The following is a 19,568-nucleotide window of genomic DNA, read 5'->3' as shown; positions in this document are numbered from 1 at the left end:
GCGACTACCAGCCGCGGTTGGCGTAGCGCTCGGTCTCGGGGAGGGTGTCGCAGTTGATGCCGACCATGGCCTCGCCGAGGTTGCGGGACGCGTCCGCGATGATCTTCGGGTCGTCGTAGAAGGTGGTGGCCTTCACGATGGCGGCGGCGCGCTTGGCCGGGTCGCCGGACTTGAAGATGCCGGAGCCCACGAAGACGCCCTCGGCGCCGAGCTGGCGCATGAGCGCGGCGTCGGCGGGGGTGGCGACACCGCCGGCGGAGAACAGCACGACCGGCAGCTTGCCGAGCTCGGCGACCTCCTTGACGAGCTCGTACGGGGCGCGCAGGTCCTTGGCGGCGGCGTACAGCTCGTTGTTGTCGAAGCCGCGCAGGCGGGCGATCTCGTTCTTGATCTGGCGCAGGTGGCGGACGGCCTCGACGACGTTGCCGGTGCCGGCCTCACCCTTGGAACGGATCATGGCCGCGCCCTCGGCGATGCGGCGCAGGGCCTCGCCCAGGTTGGTGGCGCCGCAGACGAAGGGGGTGGTGAACGCGAACTTGTCCGAGTGGTTGACCTCGTCGGCCGGGGTGAGGACCTCGGACTCGTCGATGTAGTCGACGCCGAGGGACTGCAGGACCTGGGCCTCGACGAAGTGGCCGATGCGGGACTTGGCCATCACCGGGATGGAGACCGCCTCGATGATCTCCTCGATCATGTTCGGGTCCGACATCCGGGCGACTCCGCCGTCCTTGCGGATGTCGGCGGGGACCCGCTCCAGGGCCATGACGGCCACGGCGCCGGCGTCCTCGGCGATCTTCGCCTGCTCGGCGTTGACCACGTCCATGATCACGCCGCCCTTGAGCTGCTCGGCCATGCCGCGCTTGACGCGGGCGGTGCCGATGGCGGTGTTCTCGGCGGAGTTGGGGAGGGTGCTGGACACGGGTTGACCTCACTCGGTGAAAGAGGATTTCTGCAGCTCCGAGCAAACGCGAGGCGACCAGTCCACTGCAAGGGCCAATGGTGAGGCGGTGGATCGTTTTCGCTCCCGCACACCTTTGTACGTACCCGCCTGCACGTTCCCGCGCCCGCCGGGACCGTCAGCTCACCGGCCGGTCCGCGAGGGCCGTCGGGGGCTCGTCGTCCATCTCGAAGGCCATGGGGAACGGGGCGTGACCCGCGAGGCGGAACCAGCGGACCTTGCGGTGCCGGCGCAGGGCCCGGGCGGCGCGCACGGCGTCGTTGTGGAAGCGCCGCGCCATCGGCACCCGGCGCACGGCCTGCGCCAGCTCACCGGCCGCCGCCTCGCCGCCGGGCACCTCGCGCACCGCCTCGACCTGCTGGGTCTCCCCGAACACCGCCCGCAGGGCCTGGCTCAGCTCGCTCTCCGCCACCTCGCGCTGGTCCTCCTCGGCCTGCCGGGCCGCGTGCGCCGCCTCGTAGAGCACGATCGAGGCGGCCGGGTCGAGCACCCCGGAGGTGGCCAGTTCCTGCGCCACGGAGGCCCGGCGCAGCAGCTGCGCGTCGAGGGCGGCGCGGGCGGCGTCGATACGGGCGTGCAGCCGGTCGAGGCGCCCGGCGGTCCAGCTCAGGTAGAGGCCGATCGCCACGAGGCCGGCGAGGATCCAGATGAGGGTTGCGGTCACGGGCGGCAAATCTACCCGGGCCCGTCACCGCCCCGCCGGGCCGGGGCCCGTGCGGGAGTGCCCCGCGGGCCGGCCGGTCCCGGCGGGCGCGGAGGTGTCAGTCCCGGGCCAGCCCGAAGCGGGCGCGCAGGCCCGTGCGTTCGTCGGTGGCCACCGCCGCGGCGCCGTCCGTCACCGTCTCGTACACGGACAGGATGTCCGCGCCGACCGTCGACCAGTCGAAGCGCCGTACGTGCTCGCTCCCCCGCTCGCGCAGGACGGCCCGGCGGTCCGGGTCGGCGAGCAGGCCGAGCGCGGCGGCGGCCAGGGCGTCCGCGTCCTCGTTGGCGAACAGCTCGCCCGCCGAGCCCTGGTCGAGGACCTGGGCGAACGCGTCGAGGTCCGCGGCCAGCACGGGCGCCCCGGCGGACATCGCCTCGACCAGGATGATCCCGAAGCTCTCGCCGCCGGTGTTGGGCGCGACGTACAGGTCGACGCTGCGCAGCAGACGGGCCTTGTCCTCGTCGCTGACCATGCCGAGGAACTCGACGCGCGAACGCATCTCGGCGGGCAGCGACTCCACGGCCTCCTCCTCGTCGCCGCGCCCGGCGACCAGCAGCCGCGTCTGCGGGCGCTCGGCCAGGATCGCGGGCAGGGCCTTCATGAGCACCGGCAGCCCCTTGCGGGGCTCGTCGATGCGGCCGATGAACCCGATGGTGTCGCCCTGCCACTCCGGCTTGGGCTTGGCGCGCGCGAAGAAGTCGACGTCGACGCCGTTCGGGATGACGACGGCGTCACCGCCGAGGTGCTCGACCAGGGTGCGCCGGGCGTACTCGCTCACGGCGATCCGCGCGCTGATCTTCTCCAGGGCGGCCTGGAGGATCGAGTAAGCGGCGACCATCGCCCTGGAGCGCGGGTTCGAGGTGTGGAAGGTCGCGACGATGGGGCCCTGCGCCGCCCAGCACGTCAGCAGGCCGAGCGACGGCGAGGACGGCTCGTGGATGTGGACCACGTCGAAGGTCCCCTCGTGCAGCCAGCGCCGCACGCGGGCCGCCGACAGGAAGCCGAAGTTCAGCCGCGCCACCGAGCCGTTGTACGGGACCGGGACCGCGCGGCCCGCCGAGACGACGTACGGAGGCAGGGGCGTGTCGTCGTCCGCGGGGGCGAGCACGGAGACCTCGTGCCCCAGACCGATGAGGTGTTCGGCCAGGTCACGAATGTGGAACTGGACGCCGCCCGGAACGTCCCAGGAGTACGGGCAGACGATGCCGATCCTCACGACGCCCTCTTCTCGGGGTCCCGCGCGCCGGACCCCTCGCGGGGAGTCTTCCCCGCGTCGAGGTCCTTGAGCCACAGCCGCTGCAGCATGTGCCAGTCCTCCGGGTGCTCGGCGATGCCCTCGGCGAAGGCGTCGGCCAGCGCCTGTGTCATGACGGACGTCTTCTCGGCACGGGTACCTGATCCGGGGACCTCGACGGGCGGGTGCACCTGGCCGCGCATCACGGACGACTCGTCGTACCAGAGCGTCACGGGGAGCAGGAGGGCGCCGGTCTGCTGGGCGAGCAGGGCCGGTCCCGCGGGCATCCGGGTCGTCTCGCCGAAGAACTCCACCTCGACACCGGAGGCGGACAGGTCCCGTTCGGCGACCAGGCAGACCAGTCCGCCGTCGCGCAGGCGCCGGGCCAGCGTGCCGAAGGCGGAACCCCCGCTGTGCGGCAGGACCTCCATGCCGAGGCCCTCGCGATAGGCGACGAAACGGTCGTACAGCGACTCGGGCTTGAGCCGTTCCGCGACGGTCGTGAACGGCGTCTTGAGGCCGGTGGTCACCCAGGCGCCCGCGAGGTCCCAGTTCGCCATGTGCGGAAGCGCCAGGATGACGCCCCGGTCGGAGGCGATCCCGTCGGTGAGGCGGTGCACGTCCTTGGGGTCGAACCCGTGCGTGACCCGCTCCTCGCTCCACGCGGGAAGCCGGAACGACTCCATCCAGTAGCGCAGGTACGAGCGCATGCCGGCCCGGGAGAGCTCCGCGAGCCGCTCGGGTGTCGCGTCCGGCACCACGCGCGCGTAGTTGCTCTCCAGGCGCTGGACCCCCTTGCCGCGCCGCTTCCAGGCGATGTCGGCGATCGTGCGGCCGAGGCCCGCGGCGACCGGCTCGGGAAGCTTCTTGACGACGCTCCAGCCCGCGGCGTAGGCGCCGTCGGCCAGCCTGTCGCGCAGGCTGGTCACGAGGTGGCCTCACTGCTCTGGGCGGCGACCTCGGCGTCCGCCTCGGCGGCCTCCCGGCGGACGGTGACCACCCGCTGGATCAGGGTGACGAGACTGCCGACGGCGACGATCCACAGCGCGATGGGCAGCAGCACCTCGATGCCGGGCACGCCGAACGTGTGCAGGCCCGCCAGACCGGCCGCGACCAGCGAGATCACCAGCCGCTCCGCGCGCTCGACGAGACCGTTGACCGCGACCGGCAGACCGATCGACTCGCCGCGGGCCTTCGTGTACGACACCACCTGGCCGCTGGCGAGACAGAAGATCGAGACGGCGCACAGGGCGTTGTCGTCGCCGTTGCCCGCGTACCAGAGCGCGAAGCCGCCGAAGATCGCGCCGTCGGCGACCCGGTCGAGCGTGGAGTCCAGGAAGGCGCCCCACCGGCTGGAGCGGCCGAGCTGGCGCGCCATGTTCCCGTCGACCAGGTCGGAGAACACGAAGAGCGTGATGACGATCGTTCCCCAGAAGAACTCTCCCCGGGGGAAGAAGACCAGCGCGCCCGCCACGACTCCGGCCGTGCCCAGGAGCGTGACCGTGTCGGGGCTCACCCCCCGGCGGACGAGAAACGCGGCGAACGGTGTGAGGACACGCGTGAAGAATGCACGCGCGTACTTGTTCAGCATGGCCTTCCCGAGGGTCGGTGTCGCCGGACGGCCCCTGCTGGCCGTCGGCTGGCCCATCGTAGCCACGCGTGCGCCAGTGCGATGGCCGGGCACCCGCGCCCCGTGTCACGACCCGATGCCGCCGGTGTCACGGCGGGATCGCGCCCCCTGTATGGACGCGCAGTGACGCGAGTGCAAAGCTCGAAGGACCGCGGGCGTCCCCGGAGCCGCCGTCGCACGCGGATCCGGCATGTCCCGCGCCCACAGAGACCTCACCGTGCACGGGAGGCAAGACCATGGGCGACAAGGCGAACGCACACCCCGGAGCCGCCGGCAGGGCTACGGCGGCCGACCACCCCGCGTCCGTACGGAACGTGGTGCTGGTCGGTCACAGCGGATCGGGCAAGACGACATTGGTGGAGGCTCTCGCGCTGACGGCGGGAGCGGTGAACCGGGCGGGCCGCGTGGAGGACGGCGGGACCGTCTCGGACTACGACGAGATCGAGCACCGGCAGCAGCGCTCGGTGCAGCTCTCCCTGGTGCCCGTCGACTGGGACGGGTTCAAGATCAACCTGATCGACACCCCCGGGTACGCCGACTTCGTCGGTGAGCTCAGGGCCGGACTGCGAGCGGCGGACGCGGCCCTCTTCGTCGTCTCGGCCTCGGACGGGGTGGACGGCTCGACCCGGATGCTGTGGGAGGAGTGCGCGGCCGTCGGGATGCCGCGGGCCATCGTGGTCACCCACCTCGAATCGGCCCGGTCGGACTTCGAGGGGATGACCGAGGTCTGCGCGCAGGCGTTCGGCGGGGACGACCCCGACGCCGTACTGCCCCTCTACCTTCCGCTGCACGGCGCGCCCGCGCCGGACGGGCACGCGCCCGTGACCGGCCTGATCGGCCTGCTCACCCAGCAGCTGTTCGACTACTCCTCCGGGGAGCGCAAGGAGGCGGATCCGGGGCCCGAGCAGCAACCGCTCATCGAGGCGGCCCGCAACCGGCTGATCGAGGGGATCATCGCCGAGAGCGAGGACGAGACGCTCATGGACCGCTACCTCGGCGGCGAGAGCATCGACCTCAAGACACTCGTGCAGGACCTGGAGCGGGCCGTGGCCCGCGGGAGCTTCTTCCCGGTGCTGGCCGCGGCCCCCGCGGCCGAGGGAGCCCGGCAGGGCCTCGGCACCGTCGAACTCCTCGAACTGGTCACCCGCGGCTTCCCGACCCCGCTGGAGCGCCCGGCGCCCGCGGTGACCACCCCGGACGGCGCACCGCGCGAGGTGAAGGCGTGCGACCCGGACGGGCCGCTGGTCGCCGAGGTCGTGAAGACCGCCTCCGACCCCTACGTGGGCCGGGTCTCCCTGGTCCGGGTCTTCTCCGGGACCCTTCGCCCCGACGCGACGGTGCACGTCTCCGGACACGGGCTGACCGACCGCGGACACGAGGACCACGACGTCGACGAGCGGATCGGCTCCCTGTCCGCGCCGTTCGGCAAACAGCAGCGCGCCCTCACGCACTGCATCGCGGGCGACCTCGCCAGTGTGGCGAAGCTGAGCCGCGCCGAGACGGGGGACACCCTTTCGGCCAAGGACGACCCGCTGCTCATGGAGCCGTGGCAGATGCCCGACCCGCTGCTCCCGCTCGCCATCGAGGCGCACAGCAAGGCGGACGAGGACAAGCTCTCCCAGGGGCTCGGCAGGCTGGTGGCCGAGGATCCCACGATGCGCCTGGAGCAGAACCAGAACACCCACCAGGTCGTCCTGTGGTGCCTGGGCGAGGCGCACGCGGACGTCGCCCTGGAGCGGCTGCGCAACCGCTACGGCGTCCAGGTCGACGTGGTCCCGCACAAGGTCTCCCTGCGCGAGACGTTCGCCGGCCCCGCCGCCGGACGCGGCCGCCACGTCAAACAGTCCGGCGGGCACGGCCAGTTCGCGATCTGCGAGATCGAGGTCGAACCGCTGCCGAACGGCTCGGGCATCGAGTTCGTGGACAAGGTCGTCGGGGGCGCCGTGCCCCGGCAGTTCATCCCCTCCGTCGAGAAGGGGGTGCGCGCCCAGGCGGCCAAGGGCGTGGTCGCCGGCTATCCGCTCATCGACGTACGGGTCACGCTGAAGGACGGCAAGGCCCACTCGGTGGACTCCTCCGACGCCGCGTTCCAGACGGCGGGCGCGCTCGCGCTGCGCGAGGCGGCCCGTGACGCCGTGATCCACCTCCTGGAGCCGGTGGCGGAGGTGACCGTCCTCGTCGGCGACGACTACGTGGGCCCGGTGATGAGCGATCTGTCGGGACGGCGCGGCCGGGTGGTGGGCACCGAGCAGGCGGCCGGCGGCCGCACGCTCGTACGCGCCGAGGTGCCCGAGATCGAGATCGGGCGGTACGCCGTCGACCTGCGGTCCGTCTCGCACGGCACCGCGCGCTTCGACCGGCACTACGCACGGCACGAACCCATGCCGCAGCACATCGCCGAGCGGCTGCGCGAACAGGAGGCCGCCACCTGAGAGGCGGGGGCCCCGGGCCCTTCGCCGGGGGGTTCATCCGTCGGTGGGCGGCTTCGGCCGTCCGCCGACGAATGTCGGCCGCGGCCGATACGCTGAGAACTGATCAAGACGAAGACCTGATCAACAGGTGTGCGGGACACCGAAGTCGGGAAGGCCGCAGGAGCGGGTGCGGCGGCGATGGGGGCGGAAGTGGCATTCGACGGTTTCGATTTCACTCCCGGGGCGCAGGTGCCGCTCACGGGCACCGCGGGGCAGACGGCGGCGACCTTCGCCCTGGCCTCGGCAGCGTACCGCGACAGTCCGATGGAGGAGATCCTCAAGGCCGACAACGAATGGCACCAGTCCACGGTCAAGGCCGGCCGGGTCAAGCTGTTCGCGCCGAATCTCGGCGAGGCCTTCGCGGGGGCCGTCACGGCCCGCATGCTGGGCGCGGGCCGCGCTCCGCTGGTCCAGTCCTTCGGCACCGAGCCGCAGGTCGTCGTGGAGCACTGCCTCGCCGCCACCAACATCCGCCGGGAACGCGACAACTGGCTGTCGGCCGTCATGGTGCTCTGCGGGCTGCTGTTCCTGCCCGGGCTGCTGGTGTGGCTGATGGTCTTCCAGATCCGTACGCAGATGGCCAAGCGCACGGACAAGCGGGGTTCCGCGCTAGGCACCACCCTCCTGTTCGCCGTCGGCGCCCTGGCCGTGCTCTTCCTCATCCGCATGCCGTTCACCGGCTTCTGGGCCTGGTACGCACGCGCCGCGGTGGTCCTCCCGGTCGTGGGCTGGCTGTGGGCGAAGCAGATCTGCGAGCGCACCGCCAAGGACCTGCGGGAGCGCTGGGCCGGCCTGCTGTCGGGCGGCGGCATCGGCGCCAAGATCCCCGAGGCGGTCCCCGGCAGTCCCGGTGAGACGGCGGCGGAGCAACTGCGCCAGTCGCTCGCCCGGCTCACCGCGGAGCAGCAGTCCAACTCGGTCTTCTACGCGGGCCCCAAGGGCATACTCGGCATGGGCACCCGCTGGGGAAGCTGGCAGCTCGCCGAGGACCTGGTGGCCCTGGACGAGAAGAAGGAGATCCACCCCTTCCGCAGCTGGGACGTCATCCGCAACATCCACGACCAGCTGCGCATGCTGGAGCGCGGCCCGCTCAACACCGGTGGTTTCCCGGCGCCTTCGATAAAGCACTGGATCGTCACCCCCATCGGCGAGAAGGCGACCGCCGTGTCCCGGCCGGGCGGCACGGACGTGGAGGCGTACACGATCAAGACGCACGCCGTGCAGGACATCTGCAACAAGCAGCAGTTCGGCAGCGGGGACCGGCACTACCTCGGGGTCCAGTGGACGCTGTGGGACGGCCAGTTGGTCATCACCATGATGATCACGGTGACCGTGCTGCACCAGACGCTGCGCATCGAGGTGACCGGGCACGCGCTGGGACCGGTGAACCCGCTGTTCACCAGCAAGCCGGAGGCCCCCACCAAGGAGGTCGCGAAGACGGTCAGGTTCTGGGAGACCCGCAAGGTGAGCCTGCCGCTGGTCACCGCGGACGAGGTCGTGCGGCTCGCGGCGCGGGCACCCCTGACCTGGTACCCGCCGCTGCTGAACTGGCTCGGCGGGAGCCTGGGGCTGCCCGAGCCCTTCGGGCTGCGGCACGCCTGGGCCGATCAGCCGTGGCGGCACCGCTTCATGGCGGACGACGCGCTGCGGGCCGCGACGCCCGTGCTGCGCGTGGTGCACTCGGCCGCGATCAAGGTCCTCGCGGAGAACGGCGTCGACACGGAGAAGTTCGGCAACCGCTCGGCCTTCCTCAGCACGGCGGTGCAGGACCTCTCACCGCGCAAGGCCGACGTGTACGACGCTTAGCCGCACGGCGGACGGGCCCGGTCGCGGCGGACGAACCCCGGCCCCGGCCGACGGCCGGGGCGCCCGGTGGGGCGCCCCGGAACCGGCTACGCGGTGGGCCAGGCCTCCGCCAGCATCTTGCGGGTGTCCGCGAGGAGCTGGGGCAGGACCTTGGTGTGGCCGACGACCGGCATGAAATTGGTGTCGCCGCCCCAGCGGGGCACGATGTGCTGGTGCAGGTGTGCGGCGATGCCGGCACCCGCGACGGTTCCCTGGTTCATGCCGATGTTGAAGCCGTGGGCACCGGAGGCGGCGCGCAGGGCGGTCATGGCCTGCTTGGTCAGCTCACCGAGTTCGGCGGTCTCCGGCCCGGTGAGGTCCGTGTAGTCGGCGACGTGCCGGTAGGGCACGACCATCAGGTGCCCGCCGTTGTACGGGTAGAGGTTGAGCACCGCGTACACGTGCTCCCCGCGCCTGACGATCAGCCCGTCCTCGTCGGACTTGGCCGGTATCGAGCAGAACGGACAACCGTCGTCGGCCCCCGGGCCGGTGGGCTTGTTCTCGCCCTGGATGTAAGCCATCCGGTGGGGCGTCCAAAGGCGCTGGAACGCGTCCTGCGTTCCCACTCCGATCTGCTGCTCCGGCTCACTCGTCATGTGTTGCAGCATATTGCTTCGCCCGTTCGCGGCGTGTCGGCGGGTACCGGCCGAAGGGGCCTGCGGCCAAGCTGTGGCCATGGACGACGACAGCCCGATGACCCGCTGGGAGCACCGCACGGAGGTACCGCTGGCGGTCGGGTCGCTGCTGTTCCTCGCCGCGTACGCGGTCCACGTCCTGGCGCACGGTCTGCCCGAGGAGGGACGCGAGGCCTGCTTCGCGGTGATCATGGCCACCTGGACCGTGTTCCTCGTGGACTATCTGGTGCGCTGGCGGCTGAGCGGACAGGGGCCGCGGTTCGTCCGGCACCACCTGCTGGACACGGTGGTCCTCCTCCTGCCGCTCCTGCGACCGGTGAGGGTCGTCAAGCTCTACGACGCCGTGCTGCGGCGCCGCGGGGAGCCCCGGCTCCCGCTGTACGCACGGGTGATCTTCTACGCGAGCATCGCGGTCCTGCTGCTCGGCTTCTCGGGGGCCCTCGCCGTCTACCAGGCCGAGTACCAGGCGCCCCACGCGACGATCGTCACCTTCGGCGACTCGGTGTGGTGGGCCGCCTCCACGCTCGCGACCGTCGGGTACGGCGACGTGACGCCGGTGACGCCGCTGGGGCGGACGATCGCGGTCGCCATGATGGCGTGCGGTCTGGGGCTGCTCGGCGCGGTGACGGGGTCCTTCTCGTCGTGGCTGTTGCAGATGTTCTCGCGCGAGAGCGACGAGAGGCCCCCGGGAAGCTGAGCTTCCCGGGGGCCTCGAACCCCGCGTCTGCGGGGACAAGATCACACCTGAACGCGACGCTCCACCACGTCAACGAGCTTCGCCAGCGCCTCGTCACGCGGAATGCCGTTCTCCTGGGAACCGTCGCGGTAGCGGAAGGACACCGTGCCCGCGTTCATGTCCTCGTCACCGACCAGGATCATGAACGGCACCTTCTGCTTCTGGGCCGTCCTGATCTTCTTCTGCATCCGGTCCGAGGAAGCGTCGACCTCGACGCGCAGGCCCTTCTTCTTCGCCTCTGCGGCGAAGGTCTGCAGGTACTCCACGTGCGCGTCACCGATCGGGATGCCGACCGCCTGGACGGGCGCGAGCCACGCCGGGAACGCGCCCGCGTAGTGCTCCAGGAGCACGGCGAAGAACCGCTCGATGGAGCCGAAGAGCGCGCGGTGGATCATGACCGGACGCTGCTTGGCACCGTCCGGGCCGGTGTACTCCAGGTCGAAGCGCTCGGGCAGGTTGAAGTCGAGCTGGACCGTCGACATCTGCCAGGTGCGGCCGATGGCATCGCGGGCCTGGACGGAGATCTTCGGGCCGTAGAAGGCGGCGCCGCCCGGGTCCGGGACCAGCGGGAGGCCCTGCTTCTCGGCGACCTGGCGCAGCGTCTCGGTGGCCTCCTCCCAGATCTCGTCCGAGCCGACGAACTTCTCCGGGTCCTTGGTGGACAGCTCCAGGTAGAAGTCGGTGAGGCCGTAGTCGCGCAGCAGGTTCAGGACGAAGGTGAGCGTCCTGTCGAGCTCGTCCGCCATCTGCTCCTTGGTGCAGTAGATGTGCGCGTCGTCCTGCGTGAAGCCCCGGGCACGGGTCAGGCCGTGCACGACGCCCGACTTCTCGTACCGGTACACGGTGCCGAACTCGAACAGGCGCAGCGGCAGTTCACGGTACGAGCGGCCGCGCGCGTCGAAGATCAGGTTGTGCATCGGGCAGTTCATGGGCTTGAGGTAGTAGTCCACGCCCTCGTCGAGCTGCATGGGCGGGTACATGCCGTCGGCGTACCAGTCCAGGTGGCCCGAGGTCTCGAAGAGCTTCCCCTTGGTGGCGTGCGGGGTGTAGACGAACTCGTAGCCCTCCTCCTCGTGCCGGCGGCGCGAGTAGTCCTCCATGACCCGGCGGACGATGCCGCCCTTGGGGTGGAAGACGGCGAGGCCGGAGCCGATCTGGTCCGGGACGGAGAACAGGTCCAGCTCGTTGCCCAGCTTGCGGTGGTCGCGCTTCTCGGCCTCGGCGAGGAAGTCGAGGTGCGCCTTCAGCTCCTCCTTGGAGGGCCAGGCGGTGCCGTAGATGCGCTGGAGCTGCTTGTTCTTCTCGCTGCCTCGCCAGTACGCCGAAGCGTTGCGCATCAGCTTGAACGCCGGGATGTTGCGGGTGGTGGGCAGGTGGGGGCCCCGGCAGAGGTCCTTCCAGCACAGCTCGCCGGTCTTGGCGTCCAGGTTGTCGTAGATGGTCAGCTCGCCGCCGCCCACCTCGACGTTCGCGCCGTCGTCCGTGGACGCGGCGCCCTTGATGCCGATGAGCTCCAGCTTGTACGGCTCGGCCGCGAGCTCCTCGCGGGCGTCCTCGTCGGTGACCACGCGGCGGGAGAAGCGCTGCCCGCGCCGCTGGATCTCCTGCATCTTCTTCTCGACGGCCTTGAGGTCCTCGGGCGTGAAGGGCCTCTCCACGTCGAAGTCGTAGTAGAAACCGTCCTTGACCGGCGGGCCGATGCCCAGCTTGGCCTCGGGGAAGAGCTCCTGCACGGCCTGGGCCATCACGTGCGCGGTGGAGTGGCGCAGGATGTTCAGGCCGTCCTCGGAGGAGATCTCGACCGGCTCGACCTCCTCGCCGTCCCTCACCTCGTACGCGAGGTCCTTCAGCTCGCCCGCCACACGGGCCGCGACGACGGTGCGCTCGCCGGTGAAGAGGTCGGCGGCCGTAGTGCCCGTCGTCACCACGCGCTCTTCCCGCTCGGAATCGCGTTGGATGATCACACGGACGTCTGACACCGGTCTCTCCTGACTGAAGGGGTCCCACACCACATACGGCATGGCGTGGCAATGCCCCGAATCCTACCGAGCCGGGGGTCCCCTCCGCGAAACGGTTGTGGACAGTGCGCCCCGGACCCCGCCGCGCGGGCGTCTCAGTCCTCGCTGCACGCCTCCTCGAAGAAGTCCAGGTTCTCCTGGAGCGACTTCATCAGCCGGTCCCGTTCGGCCTCGTCCACCTGGACGGGTACGACACCGGTGGCGTCCGTGAGCCTGCGGAAGCCGCCGCGGCTCTCCAGGCGGCCGTGCACCCGTACCGGCAGCCCGACCAGATGGGCCTGGCCCGCTATCCGGTACGCCTCCTCGTCGAGGGTCATCCGGACGTGCGGGACCTCGGCGCCCGCGATGACCCGCAGCCGTACCGTGCCCGCCCCGCGCGGCCCCGACCTGCGCATCCGGACCACGGCACCGGTGAGCCTGACCGGCACGGACGGCTCCTCGCGCAGATAGCGGGCCCCGGCCTCGCGCAGCACGGGCAGGTCGCCGGGCGAGAACTCGACGGGCTCGGCGGGGTTCGCGCCGCCCTCGGGGACGCCCGCGGCGGGTGACCACTCGACGGTGACGCGGGCGCCCTCGGTGCCCCGGACGAGGGTCACGAGGGCTTCCGTCAGTTCATGGCTGACGCCCGCCTCGACGGCCGCGTCGAAGGCGTCCATGCCGCCGGTGGCCCGCTGGTAGTCGATGGCCTCGCGGGCCGCGCACAGCGCCTCGTGCAGGCGTACGGCGAGCGGCCGGCCGGTGGTGACGGGCACGAAGGCGGTCAGACCGCGGCCGCCCGGTTCCGCGCCGACCAGGACGTTCTCCAGGGAGGCGGTGGCCGCCCTGCGGTGCCGGGCCCCGTAGTAGCCGGCACGCGCGCGTGCGGCGAGCGCGCCGGCGAGCAGCATCCGGCGAGCCGCCCCGCGCGTCTGTTCCTCGACGGTCCAGGGCGCCGCGCCCACGGGGCCGGTCGGCACGTCCCGCCACCAGCGGATCTCGTCGCTGGGCACGGCGAGGGCGACGAGGACGTCGCGCGCGGCCGGGGAGCCGCTGCGGGAGAGCGCGACGAGTGCCTCGCCCAGGAGGTCGTCGCTGTCGGGGAAGGCCCGGTTCTCCGGCACCAGCAGGCTGGTGCCGCCGCCCCCGGGCCCGGGTGGGGTCCACCTGCCGTACCGCCCGGCAGCTCCCCCGCGGCGCTGCCAGCCGTGCCGCCGCAGCAGTGCGCCGAGCACGGCCGGGTCCACCTGGTCGGGGGCCGGCGGATCGTTCCAGAAGGCTTCGGCGGGGTGCGGCCCGACCGGCCGGAGCGCCTCGTGGATGGGGCGGTGTGTCATGGTCTGCCTCCCGTCCCGACCCTCGTCATGATCTCGCACAGGGCCCGGTCGTCGAAGATCCGGGCCGTCGGGATGCGGACGGTGGTCCGGCGCCGGCCCGTGATGGCGTGTCCGGCGAGGTTGATCCAGTAGCAGCAGTGCCGCAGGTCGAGCCGGTCGTGGCTGGCGCGCAGCCAGTCGTCCTGGGATCTGGGCACGAGCATCACGACCAGGATCTTGTGCACCGAGACCGGGGTGCGCGCGAGCTTCGCCAGGTGCTCGTTGTCGAGCGTGAAGGAGAAGGCGGGCCCCGGGGGGTTCGGCGGGATCTGGTACGTGCACTTGAGCTGCACCTTGATGGTGACTTCGTCGTCGACCGTGTGCCCGGGGGCGCTGTGGCTGACGTGCCAGTCGATGCCGTTGTCGGGAAACGGCTGGGACAGCGAACAGCCCGCGGCCGCCGCGACGGCGTGCAGGTAACCCACCTGCAGGGTCTCCATGCAGGCGGTGGTGGCGAGCGATCCGCGGTGGGTTGCCGTCCGCTGGGGCAGCAGCCCGCCCCGTTCGGGCTGCGCGATTGCCATGAGTCCAACAGCCTTCCGGGCTTGATGTGTCCCCGTGACGGGTCGCTGAACTGCAAAGACCCGTACCTCTGTTGTCTCCTTCCGGCGTACGGCGCAAACAGCCCGGGTATCACCAAACGGGCAGAAGGCGGTGCGTCAGCTGCCGTGGGTGAACGAGGAGTTGTGTGCGTATGACGTGCTGGTACGAAGGCCCTTTGGCCGCGTTCGACACGGAGACCACGGGCGTGGACGTCGAGACCGACAGGATCGTGTCGGCCGCCGTCGTCGTCCAGGACGCCCCGGGTGCCCGTCCGCGGGTGACCCGGTGGCTGGTGAACCCCGGAGTGCCGGTGCCCGCGGGGGCGACGGCGGTCCACGGGCTCACGGACGAACATCTGCAGCGCAACGGCCGCTGGCCGTCGCCCGTCATGGAGGAGATAGCGCGGGAGCTGAGCGAGCAGGCCACGGCGGGCCGGCCGCTGGTGGTGATGAACGCTCCGTTCGATCTGACACTGCTGGACCGGGAGTTGCGCAGGCATCGGGCCTCGTCCCTCGACCGCTGGTTCGAGTCGGCGTCGCTGCGCGTGCTCGACCCCCGCGTCCTCGACAAACACCTGGACCGCTACCGCAAGGGCCGCCGCACCCTGACCGATCTGTGCGCGCACTACGAGGTCGCGCTGGAGGGCGCGCACGACGCGGCGGCCGACGCACTGGCCTCGATGGAGGTCGTCCGTGCGGTGGGGCGCCGTTTCTCGGCCCGGCTGGAGCGGCTGTCGCCGTCCGAGCTGCACACGCTCCAGACGGTGTGGCACGCGGCGCAGGCGCGCGGGCTGCAGGCGTGGTTCGCGCGCAGCGGTTCGCCGGAGGCGGTGGATCCGGCGTGGCCGCTGCGCCCGGACCTGCCGGCGGCGGCCTGACCGGGCGCGGCCCGGACCGGGCGCGACGGCGTCGGCACGACAAAGGACCGGTCCGTCGGCGACGGACCGGTCCTTTCCGGGTGGGCGATACTGGGTTCGAACCAGTGACCTCTTCGGTGTGAACGAAGCGCTCTCCCACTGAGCTAATCGCCCGGGAACGGACTGAACAATACAGGTCCCGGCGGGTGCGGTTCAAACCGTTGTGAGGTGAGCCCTCAGTCCGCGCCGTCCCGCGCGCATCATCAGGGCGTGGTTGGCGCGGAAGAAGGGGCGTCCCGGCACGGCGAGCCGGCGCAGCAGGGGCGTGGTGACGTGCACTTCCTGGTCGTAGCGGGCGAGGGTTCCCGGGCCGGCCGCCTCGAAGGTCCAGCGTGCCCAGCCGTCGAGATCGCCCGACATGCCGATCTCCAGGACGCCGGCCTCCGGGTCCCGGCGCGCGGCGCGCGCGGTGACGGTGATGTCGTACGGCAGGACCGAGCGGATCCGGATGACGCCGCTGTGCTCGTCGACGGGTCTCACCTCGCGCACCTGGGGCCACCAGCGCGGGTAGGTCTCGGCCCGCTCCAGGACCGCGTAGACCTCCGCGGGCGGCGCGGGCAGCTCCCACACGGTGCGGAAGCGGTAGTGGGTCCAGTCCATGGGCCGAGTGTGCCCGCGGAGGCCCGGCTGCCGGAAGTACCCGCCGTGTACGTGCGCCGACATGAGTACGGCGTGAGTACCCGCGCTCATGTCCGGGTGGCGTGGCCCGGGCCACACTCCGGACCATGACCCAGATCCCGTCCCCGGCCGACGAGTTGCGGCTCGTCGACACCGAGCTGCGGCAGCTCGACGCGCGCCGGGCCGTGTTGCTGACCCGCCGCGCCTGGCTGGTCCACGCCCTCCGGGCGGCGCCCGTACGGACCGCGCCCCCGGCGCCCGGGGCCCGGCGGCCCGAGACCACCGCGCCCGGGGTGCAGAACGCGCTCCTGCTCCTCGGCGGCGTCCTGCTGGCCGTCGCCGCCATCGCGTTCACCCTGGTCGGCTGGGGCCACTTGGGGATCACGGGACGGTCGCTGGTGCTCGGCGCCGTGACGGTGGCCGCGCTCGGCGCTCCCGTGCCCCTGCTGCGCCGCGGGCTGCGCTCGACGGCCGAGGCGCTGGCCGGGACCGGCCTCGTCCTGACGGTCCTCGACGCGTACGCGCTGTACGCGGTGGCGCTCCCCCGGACGGACGGCGTCGGCTACGCGGCGCTCGCCTCGACGGTGCTCGCCGTGGTGTGGGCGGCGTACGGGATCGCGCTGGGCGCGCCGCTGCGGACGGACGGCCCGGGTGCGCGTCCGTCGCTGCGGCTGCCGCTGCCCGCGGCCGTGGTCGCCGCGCAGCTGCCGCTGCTCCTGTGGGCGGTGGCCGCCTCGGCGGGTGCGTACGCCGTCACGGCCGCCCTGCTGGTCACGGCGGCGCTCGACTCGGCGCTCGCCCTTCGTGTGCCCGTGCGCTCCGTCCGCGCCGTCGCCGCCACCGGGGCGTACGGCCTGGGCGCCTGGGGAGCCCTCTCCGCCGGCTGGCTGTCCTGGACGTCCACCGGACCGAGTGCCGCCGCCCGGGCGGCGGCACTCCTCCTCCTCGCCGCGTCGATCGCGCTGACGGCGGCGTGGGGCGCCCCGCGGCCGGGTCTCACCGCGGCCACCGCGACGGGCGTCGCGACGGCCGGAGGGCTGTTCGGCGTCGTCGCGTTCGGCGGGCTGCTGCGCACGTCCCTGCCGGACGCGTGGACGGTCCCCGGCCATCTGGTGTGCGCGATCGCCCTCCTCGCCGTGGCCGGAGCGGGACTTCCCGCTCCGGTGCGCCGCGGGGCCGCCCTGGCCTCCGGCTGCGTGGGGGCGCTCGCCGTGGTCTGGGCCCTGCCCGTGGTCGTGATCACCCTGGTGGGACCGGCCGGGTGGGCGGGCTCCGTCTGGTCCGGTGCCCCGGCGGACGCGCGGGAGGCGGTGACGAACGGTCTGCCCTGGCCCGCCGACGCGGTCACGGCGCCGCTCGTGCTCGCGCTGGTCGCCGCGGCCTCGGTGGTGGCCGTCCGCGCCGCCGCCTGGCGTCCGCACGCCCTGGCCTGCGCGCTGACCCTGGCGTGGGCGGCGGTGCTCGTCCTCCCGGCGACCCTCGAACTCCCTTACCTGGTCGGCCTGGCCGTCCACGGACTCACCACGGCGGCGCTGCTCGGGTACGCCGACAGGGCCGTCCGCCCGCTGACGGCGCAGGTGCCGGCCGTGCTCACCTCACTCGGTCTGGCGTTCCTCGCGCTGGCCTCCGAGGCCGCGACCCTGACGGTGCTCGCGACGCTGACCGCCCTGTTCGCGGCGGCCGCCCTCCGGCCCGGCCGCGGCCCGGTCGCGGCGCCCGCGGCGCTCGGGTACGCGACGGCCCTCGCCTGTGCGGCGGGCGCCTCCCTCGGGCTCCAGCCCCAGCACACGGCACTGCTGGTGCTGGTCGTGCCCGTGGCCGCCGCGCTGCTCGCCGCGCGCTCCGAGGACGCCCCGACGACCCTGTCGATCGAGATCACCGGCGGCCTCGCCGGGCTGCTCGCGGTAGCGCTCTCGGTGGCCGAACCCGCCCTGCTGGCAACGGTCCTGGCCCTGTGCGGGCTGATCGCCGCGGGTACGGCCGTACGGGAGGACCGGCGCCCCGTCGGGTACGCGGCCGCCGCCCTGTTCGTGCTGGCCTCCTGGGTGCGGCTCGCGTCCTGGGGCGTCGGCTTCCCGGAGGCGTACACGCTGCCGGTGACGGTTCCGGCCCTGCTCCTGGGCGCGTTCAGGCGCCGCTCGGACGACTCGGTGTCGTCGTGGACGGCGTACGCGCCGGGTCTGTCCGCGACGCTCGCGCCGAGCCTGCTCGCGGTGTGGGGGGACGGGCAGTGGCCGCGTCCGCTGCTGCTGGGCGCGGCGGCGCTCGCCGTCACCCTGCTGGGTGCCCGGCACCGGCTGCAGGCTCCGCTCGTGCTGGGCGGCGCCGTGCTCGTCCTGGACGCCCTGCACGAACTCGCCCCGTACGTCGTGCAGGTGGTGGACGCGCTTCCCCGCTGGACGCCTCCCGCACTCGCCGGTCTGCTGCTGCTCGCCCTGGGCGCCACGTACGAGCAGCGGATCCGCGACGCACGGCGGGTGCGGGAGGTGCTGGGGCGGATGGACTAGTGCCGCGGCACTAGTGCCGTGACCGGAAAGGTTTGCCGGGAAGCTCGCGGCGTCCGGTGATGGGGGCACCTCCCACGCCGTTCAGGCAGTGGGGGAGCATCGCAAGGCGGAGTATCGCCCGCGTACTGGATGTACTTGGGTGGTGCGACAACGCGGCGAGGTGCCGTGCCGGGCGTCGCGAGCCGGTGAACCTTTCCGGTCACGGCACTGGCCGTCGGCCTCCCGGCGGCCGGTCACGAGGGCATCCGGTCGCCGAGGAGTGCCAGGTTCTCGATGGCGGCGAGGCCGTAGAGCGCCGTGTCGTTCGTGTAGACCCAGCTCGCCTCGCTGCCCGGCACCAGCGTGACCGGTCCGCTCAGTTCCTCCGTCTTCCAGGGCGAGGACTCGGTGTAGCCGTCGGAGCCGTAGAACTTCGCCCAGGCGCGGGTGGCGAGCCGGTCGTCGCCCGTCCGGACCGCGGCGTACGCGTCGAGGCGCGAATGGCCCTGGAAGAGCAGCAGGGTGCCGAAGTCGGTGCCGTAGCGGGCCGCCTGTTCGGCCTTGGTGGCGTTGAAGTAGCGGCAGTAGTCGAGGTACGCCTCCTCGAAGGCGGGCATGTCGACGAGGTCGATGAGTTCGGCGCACAGTTCGTTCAGGCCGAAGACGGCGGACAGGTGCGAGACGCCGACCACCGGCGCGGCCGCGACGGCGAACCGGCCGGTGTCGAGGTCGTACAGGCCGGAGCCCTGGACGAATCCGTTGGGCTGCGCGGCGATGGTCTCCATCGTGGACAGCACCCGTGCCCTGGCCTTCTCCCACTTGGGCCCCTTGCGCTCCCACTCGGTCAGCCACGCCGAGACGAGCCCGCTCCAGTCCGTGCCGAAGCCGATCGACAGCGCGTGCCGGTCCGGGGTGTACGGCTCGGTGCGGATCTTGCGCAGCGGGTCCAGGGCGAGGAACGTCTCGTCGGAGTCGACGTTGGCCCGCATGAGGTCGCCGACGCGTTCGTCGGCGGTGAGGAAGTAGTAGTAGCGCCGGTAGGTGGTGTTGGCGATGCGCTGCTGTTTGGCGCTGTCGGCGTAGTGCTGCACTCCGTGCCGGGTGCCGAGCCCCGCCCACCGGCCGAGGTGGTAGACGTCGACCTCGCCGGTGTGCCGGGTCATGGCCTCGGCGAAGCGGAAGATGTCCGCGCGGCCGCTGCGCAGGTAGGCGAACCACAGCCACAGGTCCGGCGACAGCTCGGAGTTGTCCCAGGCGTAGCCGCCGACGTCGTAGCGCCACTGGTGCCTGACGGGGTCGTACGAGTGCATGATGTCGCCGTAGTCGTCGGGTAGCCGGGATGCATTACTGCATCCCGGCCCCCTCAGAACCGTGCGTGCACCTTTCAATGCACACGGCTCAAGCTCGCCCCATGGGCCAG

The 19,568-nt window shown here is 72.2% G+C and carries 15 protein-coding genes, 1 tRNA gene and 1 pseudogene; 5 read left to right on the top strand and 12 right to left on the bottom strand.

From position 1 onward, the window contains the following. Nucleotides 1–4: 4 nt before the first annotated feature. The 5 genes from pdxS to pgsA form a co-directional block, all read right to left on the bottom strand. Entirely contained in the window at nt 5–919 is a 915-nt protein-coding gene (pdxS, locus tag ACFW6B_RS36090; RefSeq protein ID WP_037621192.1) for a pyridoxal 5'-phosphate synthase lyase subunit PdxS, read from the bottom strand. 157 nt (nt 920–1,076) lie between these two features. Beyond that, on the bottom strand, nt 1,077–1,622 hold the full coding sequence (locus tag ACFW6B_RS36085) for a hypothetical protein (RefSeq protein ID WP_386603105.1): 546 nt from the start codon (nt 1,620–1,622) through the stop codon (nt 1,077–1,079). Between the two features lie 97 nt (nt 1,623–1,719). Next, complete coding sequence (locus ACFW6B_RS36080; protein WP_386603103.1) at nt 1,720–2,880, bottom strand: glycosyltransferase family 4 protein; 1,161 nt, start codon at nt 2,878–2,880, stop codon at nt 1,720–1,722. Next, nucleotides 2,877–3,827 carry a phosphatidylinositol mannoside acyltransferase gene (locus ACFW6B_RS36075; RefSeq protein WP_386603101.1) on the bottom strand — a complete coding sequence of 317 codons (951 nt, stop codon included), beginning with the start codon at nt 3,825–3,827 and terminating at the stop codon, nt 2,877–2,879. The genes ACFW6B_RS36080 and ACFW6B_RS36075 overlap by 4 nt, the downstream gene beginning before the upstream one ends. Beyond that, the gene (pgsA, locus tag ACFW6B_RS36070; protein ID WP_386603178.1) at nt 3,824–4,546 is read right to left on the bottom strand and encodes a phosphatidylinositol phosphate synthase; all 723 of its coding nucleotides are present in this window, start codon (nt 4,544–4,546) and stop codon (nt 3,824–3,826) included. The genes ACFW6B_RS36075 and pgsA overlap by 4 nt, the downstream gene beginning before the upstream one ends. A 218-nt stretch (nt 4,547–4,764) precedes the next feature. On the opposite strand from pgsA, the gene ACFW6B_RS36065 reads away from it, so the two are divergent. Further along, nucleotides 4,765–6,960, top strand: coding sequence for an elongation factor G-like protein EF-G2 (locus ACFW6B_RS36065; protein ID WP_386603098.1), 2,196 nt, complete (start codon nt 4,765–4,767; stop codon nt 6,958–6,960). Nucleotides 6,961–7,137: 177 nt separating this feature from the next. Beyond that, the gene (locus ACFW6B_RS36060; RefSeq protein ID WP_386603097.1) at nt 7,138–8,805 is read left to right on the top strand and encodes a hypothetical protein; all 1,668 of its coding nucleotides are present in this window, start codon (nt 7,138–7,140) and stop codon (nt 8,803–8,805) included. Between the two features lie 86 nt (nt 8,806–8,891). Here ACFW6B_RS36060 and ACFW6B_RS36055 read toward each other — a convergent pair whose 3' ends face one another. Beyond that, on the bottom strand, nt 8,892–9,452 hold the full coding sequence (locus ACFW6B_RS36055) for an HIT domain-containing protein (protein ID WP_151468443.1): 561 nt from the start codon (nt 9,450–9,452) through the stop codon (nt 8,892–8,894). A 67-nt stretch (nt 9,453–9,519) separates the two neighbouring features. Between ACFW6B_RS36055 and ACFW6B_RS36050 the strand changes: the two genes are divergently transcribed. Continuing rightward, nucleotides 9,520–10,176 carry a potassium channel family protein gene (locus ACFW6B_RS36050; RefSeq protein ID WP_386603094.1) on the top strand — a complete coding sequence of 219 codons (657 nt, stop codon included), beginning with the start codon at nt 9,520–9,522 and terminating at the stop codon, nt 10,174–10,176. A 41-nt stretch (nt 10,177–10,217) separates the two neighbouring features. Here the strand turns inward: ACFW6B_RS36050 and thrS are convergent, their stop codons facing one another. The 3 genes from thrS to ACFW6B_RS36035 all read right to left on the bottom strand — a co-directional run bounded on the left by thrS (nt 10,218) and on the right by ACFW6B_RS36035 (nt 14,109). Beyond that, nucleotides 10,218–12,194 (bottom strand): threonine--tRNA ligase, encoded by a 1,977-nt coding sequence (gene thrS, locus ACFW6B_RS36045; protein ID WP_386603091.1) that lies wholly within the window; start codon nt 12,192–12,194, stop codon nt 10,218–10,220. Nucleotides 12,195–12,328: 134 nt separating this feature from the next. Then, a complete protein-coding gene (locus ACFW6B_RS36040; protein WP_386603089.1) occupies nt 12,329–13,546 on the bottom strand; it encodes a hypothetical protein in 1,218 nt (405 codons plus the stop codon). Further along, the gene (locus ACFW6B_RS36035) at nt 13,543–14,109 is read right to left on the bottom strand and encodes a DUF4365 domain-containing protein (RefSeq protein WP_386603087.1); all 567 of its coding nucleotides are present in this window, start codon (nt 14,107–14,109) and stop codon (nt 13,543–13,545) included. The genes ACFW6B_RS36040 and ACFW6B_RS36035 overlap by 4 nt, the downstream gene beginning before the upstream one ends. A gap of 170 nt (nt 14,110–14,279) precedes the next feature. Between ACFW6B_RS36035 and ACFW6B_RS36030 the strand changes: the two genes are divergently transcribed. Next, nucleotides 14,280–15,005 carry a 3'-5' exonuclease gene (locus ACFW6B_RS36030; RefSeq protein WP_386603085.1) on the top strand — a complete coding sequence of 242 codons (726 nt, stop codon included), beginning with the start codon at nt 14,280–14,282 and terminating at the stop codon, nt 15,003–15,005. Nucleotides 15,006–15,086: 81 nt separating this feature from the next. Here the strand turns inward: ACFW6B_RS36030 and ACFW6B_RS36025 are convergent. After that, nucleotides 15,087–15,158, bottom strand: a tRNA-Val gene (locus tag ACFW6B_RS36025). 39 nt (nt 15,159–15,197) lie between these two features. Further along, complete coding sequence (locus tag ACFW6B_RS36020) at nt 15,198–15,644, bottom strand: SRPBCC family protein (protein ID WP_386603083.1); 447 nt, start codon at nt 15,642–15,644, stop codon at nt 15,198–15,200. A 125-nt stretch (nt 15,645–15,769) separates the two neighbouring features. Between ACFW6B_RS36020 and ACFW6B_RS36015 the strand changes: the two genes are divergently transcribed. Continuing rightward, nucleotides 15,770–18,169, top strand: coding sequence for an SCO7613 C-terminal domain-containing membrane protein (locus ACFW6B_RS36015; RefSeq protein WP_386603081.1), 2,400 nt, complete (start codon nt 15,770–15,772; stop codon nt 18,167–18,169). A gap of 233 nt (nt 18,170–18,402) precedes the next feature. Here the strand turns inward: ACFW6B_RS36015 and ACFW6B_RS36010 are convergent. Further along, nucleotides 18,403–19,473: pseudogene (locus ACFW6B_RS36010) on the bottom strand (Tat pathway signal sequence domain protein); the annotation flags it as partial. Between the last annotated feature and the right edge of the window lie 95 nt (nt 19,474–19,568).

The sequence above is a fragment of the Streptomyces sp. NPDC058751 genome (assembly GCF_042746485.1).
Classification (GTDB): domain Bacteria; phylum Actinomycetota; class Actinomycetes; order Streptomycetales; family Streptomycetaceae; genus Streptomyces.
Note: the sequence above shows the minus strand (reverse complement) of the source record. Positions and strands in the feature narration are given on the sequence as shown.

Coding starts and splice junctions, on each gene's coding strand:
- pgsA (WP_386603178.1), bottom strand. CDS start 4,546: ATGGGCCAGCCGACGGCCAGCAGGGGCCGTCCGGCGACACCGACCCTC.
- ACFW6B_RS36065 (WP_386603098.1), top strand. CDS start 4,765: ATGGGCGACAAGGCGAACGCACACCCCGGAGCCGCCGGCAGGGCTACG.
- ACFW6B_RS36060 (WP_386603097.1), top strand. CDS start 7,138: ATGGGGGCGGAAGTGGCATTCGACGGTTTCGATTTCACTCCCGGGGCG.
- ACFW6B_RS36055 (WP_151468443.1), bottom strand. CDS start 9,452: ATGCTGCAACACATGACGAGTGAGCCGGAGCAGCAGATCGGAGTGGGA.
- ACFW6B_RS36050 (WP_386603094.1), top strand. CDS start 9,520: ATGGACGACGACAGCCCGATGACCCGCTGGGAGCACCGCACGGAGGTA.
- ACFW6B_RS36040 (WP_386603089.1), bottom strand. CDS start 13,546: ATGACACACCGCCCCATCCACGAGGCGCTCCGGCCGGTCGGGCCGCAC.
- ACFW6B_RS36035 (WP_386603087.1), bottom strand. CDS start 14,109: ATGGCAATCGCGCAGCCCGAACGGGGCGGGCTGCTGCCCCAGCGGACG.
- ACFW6B_RS36030 (WP_386603085.1), top strand. CDS start 14,280: ATGACGTGCTGGTACGAAGGCCCTTTGGCCGCGTTCGACACGGAGACC.
- ACFW6B_RS36020 (WP_386603083.1), bottom strand. CDS start 15,644: ATGGACTGGACCCACTACCGCTTCCGCACCGTGTGGGAGCTGCCCGCG.
- ACFW6B_RS36015 (WP_386603081.1), top strand. CDS start 15,770: ATGACCCAGATCCCGTCCCCGGCCGACGAGTTGCGGCTCGTCGACACC.